General features: G+C 36.1%; 2 protein-coding genes and 1 pseudogene. 2 read left to right on the top strand and 1 reads right to left on the bottom strand.

The genetic code is table 11. The features are described 5' to 3' along the window. Window positions 1-207: 207 nt before the first annotated feature. Window positions 208-1,153, top strand: a pseudogene (locus OZD68_RS01640) (D-alanine--D-alanine ligase). Then, window positions 1,134-1,892 (top strand): cell division protein FtsQ/DivIB, encoded by a 759-nt coding sequence (locus OZD68_RS01635; RefSeq protein WP_182309890.1) that lies wholly within the window; start codon window positions 1,134-1,136, stop codon window positions 1,890-1,892. Before OZD68_RS01640 ends, OZD68_RS01635 begins: the two are co-directional and overlap by 20 nt. A 389-nt stretch (window positions 1,893-2,281) precedes the next feature. On the opposite strand, the gene OZD68_RS01630 is transcribed toward OZD68_RS01635, so the two are convergent. Continuing rightward, window positions 2,282-2,430: transposase (locus OZD68_RS01630; RefSeq protein ID WP_275008740.1), on the bottom strand; the 149-nt coding region annotated here is incomplete at its 5' end.

Below are 2,430 nucleotides of genomic sequence, written 5' to 3'. Positions count from 1 at the left end.
GTTGGTAAGCATAAAAGTAGCCGTTTTATGTTAAAATACAACATTTTGATGATTATGAAAAAGCTGGATTTCAGACTGGAATGACACCACCTGCAAATTGCAATGTCTGTACAGTTGTGCATAGGATAGAGCTATAGAATTTTTCAAAGCGTTTTTTCTATTGAAGATAAGAGCATCTTTTATATATGCTATATATTAAAACATAGAATGCCCATGATTCCAACTATAGCAATTTTAAGTGGTGGGTTTTCTTGTGAGAGAGAAGTATCGCTTATGAGTGGAAAAGCAGTAAAAAAGGCGCTTGATAGCCTTTCATATAATGCAATAGAAATAGATGTTGACAGCAACATTGCTGAAAAGCTTAAAAAAATTAATCCCCACCTTGCTTTTATCGCTCTGCATGGACCTTATGGTGAAGATGGCTGCATTCAAGGTTTACTGGAGATTTTAGGTATAAAATATACACACTCAGGAGTTATGGCTTCTGCTGTTGCTATGAATAAAGTGATGTCAAAGCATATATTTCGATCCCTTAGTATCGACACTCCAAAAGGTTATGTAATTAGCCGAGAAGATGTACTAAAAAATAATATTAAAATCGATTATCCGTACGTCTTAAAACCAATTAACGAAGGTTCAAGTATTGGAGTGCACATAATTTTCTCGCACGAGGATTACTTAGAACTGAAAGATAACAGTTCTACTATAATGGAAAAGATGATTATAGAAGAATACATTCCAGGTGTAGAGTTACATACTGCTGTATTGCTAAATGAAGCAATTGGCACTATAGAAATACGACCAAAAAATAAATTCTATGATTATGAAGCAAAGTATACAGATGGATTTGCAGAACATATATTTCCTGCTGAAATTCCTGACAATATATGTAAAATGACCTTGGAACATGCACTGAAAATTCATCAATTTTTAGGATGCAAAACTATTTCCCGCTCAGATTTCCGTTATAATCCAAAAAATAACACTTTAAAAATGCTTGAGATTAATACACATCCTGGCTTTACTGAGTTATCATTAGTGCCAGAAATTGCAAAATTGGCAAAAGGAATCAATTTTAATGAATTAGTTAAAATTATTATTGAAGCAGCACAAAAATATTAGGGATTTAAGTCATGTTGAGCAATGTTACTAGAAGCCAAAGGAGTTTTTTGCGCAAGTGTGCCTTGGTTATTATCACAGCACTTTTTCTTACACTAATACTCTACAGCTCACTTGATAAAATAATAAATCGATTTAATGACTACTTTACTTGGTATAATGACTGCCTATCCAGTTTATTACTCAGTAGTGGATTTTCAATCGACGAAGTAGTTGTGAGCGGCAATAAATTTACAAACAAAAAGGATATTCTAAGTTTGACAGATAGAACGCAACCTATCCTGTATATATCACTTTCAAAACTTGCCGGTAACATACAATCCGTAAGCAGATGGATAAAATACGTAAGAGTTCACAGAATTTTACCTAATACCCTACACATTAATATAGATGAACATAAACCGTTTGCTCTCTGGAAAGACAATAACAAGACCTCGGTAATTGATTTCGAAGGCAAAGTGATCGTAGATGACTATCCAGTAGATGATCTTGTTGTAATTACAGGACAAAACTCGTTATCAAACCTAGAATTTGTTAAAGATGTGTTAGAGAGTAAAACTCAATTAAGTGACCACATTTCCTCTTTTGCTTACATAGGGAATAGAAGATGGAATATCATATTTGATAACGGTTCCAGAGTGAAACTGCCTGAAGATAATCCTTATAGTGCATTGGACTATTTAAACCACTTGCAAAATACAACTGATTTTACTTTCAGCGATTGGAGTATCATTGATATGCGTATTACTGATAAAATTTTTGTGAAGAGGTGATCTGCTGTAATCCAAGTAGCCCCTTTTCCTGTCATCCCAGTGCCCAGACACTGGAATCCCGCCGCGAACCGTCATACCGCGATTCATTCGCGGTATCTCTTAACATAGATCCCTTATTTAACCGCCATACCTTAACATAGATCCAGCTAACACGTAGCTGGATGACGAGGTTATCGTCATGTCACCGCGAACCGTCATACCGTCACGAACCGTCATACCGCGATTCATTCGCGGTATCTCAGCCGCTAACAAGAGATCCCGCTAACACGTAGCGGGATGACGATTGTCGTTTAGCCACAAATATTTAAGAAATTTACCAAACGAAAAAAAAGGCAAAAGAAGCCCCGTGGTTGGCTAATTATAGCATTTCTCATAATAGTCCGAACAGGTCATAGGAAGGCAGAATCAACAGCACGACGAAAGGATTCGAATAGAGGAATGTCTTTCCTGGCTCTGTTTTTTATAGCAAACCAATGATGCTCAATTTTGTTGAAATCTGGAGAATAAGGCGGCAGATACAAAATTTCTGCACCAACCC

The sequence above is a fragment of the Wolbachia endosymbiont of Drosophila bicornuta genome, assembly GCF_028982105.1.
GTDB lineage: Bacteria > Pseudomonadota > Alphaproteobacteria > Rickettsiales > Anaplasmataceae > Wolbachia > Wolbachia pipientis.
This window is presented reverse-complemented; position numbering and strand designations above follow the sequence as displayed.